At 58.7% G+C, this 620-nt stretch carries 1 protein-coding gene; it reads left to right on the forward strand.

Translation table 11 applies throughout. The annotated features are described in order from the left end of the window. Positions 1–512 (forward strand): DUF962 domain-containing protein (locus A3730_RS27365; RefSeq protein WP_231884066.1); only part of this gene is annotated, 512 nt, incomplete at its 5' end. Positions 513–620: the final 108 nt, after the last annotated feature.

Here is a 620-nt window from a genome sequence, read left to right on the forward strand (position 1 = left end):
ACAACTCGGGAGAGCTGTCCATGCGTGATCTCAATACCTTTCTGGCGGACTACGGCGATAGCCACCGCAATCCAGTGAATCAATGGGTGCACATCCTTTGTGTGCCGGCCATTTTCGTGTCCACCCTGGGGCTGTTCTGGCTGATCCCATTGGGGCACTGGCTGGGGCTGGAAGGCAGCCTGGCGTACTGGGTTAATGGCGGCACCCTGCTGGCCGCTGTCTGCATGCCTTTCTATTTACGCATGTCCCCAGGCATGACCGTGCTGATGGCAGCCTGGCTGGCGCTGTCGATTGCCGCGGTGGTGGCTGTGGATCGCAGCGCCCTGTCGCTGGGCTGGAGTGCGGCGGTGCTGTGGCTGTTGGCCTGGGCGGTACAAGTGTGGGGCCACAAGGTAGAGGGCAAGAAGCCGTCGTTTGTGGATGATCTGGTGTTTCTGCTGATCGGTCCCATGTTCGTGAGCATCGAGCTGGCCCACAAGCTGGGGCTGCGCCGCTCCTGTGTGGTGAATTAATTATGAGATGATGAGAGTGGAATGAAAGAAGAGGAGCGGGAACTATTTCCGGCATGTCTGTATCTTCGCCGGTTTCCCATCCCCGTTTGCTGACCCCGCTGTTTTTGT

Source organism: Alcanivorax sp. HI0044, from assembly GCF_001634945.1.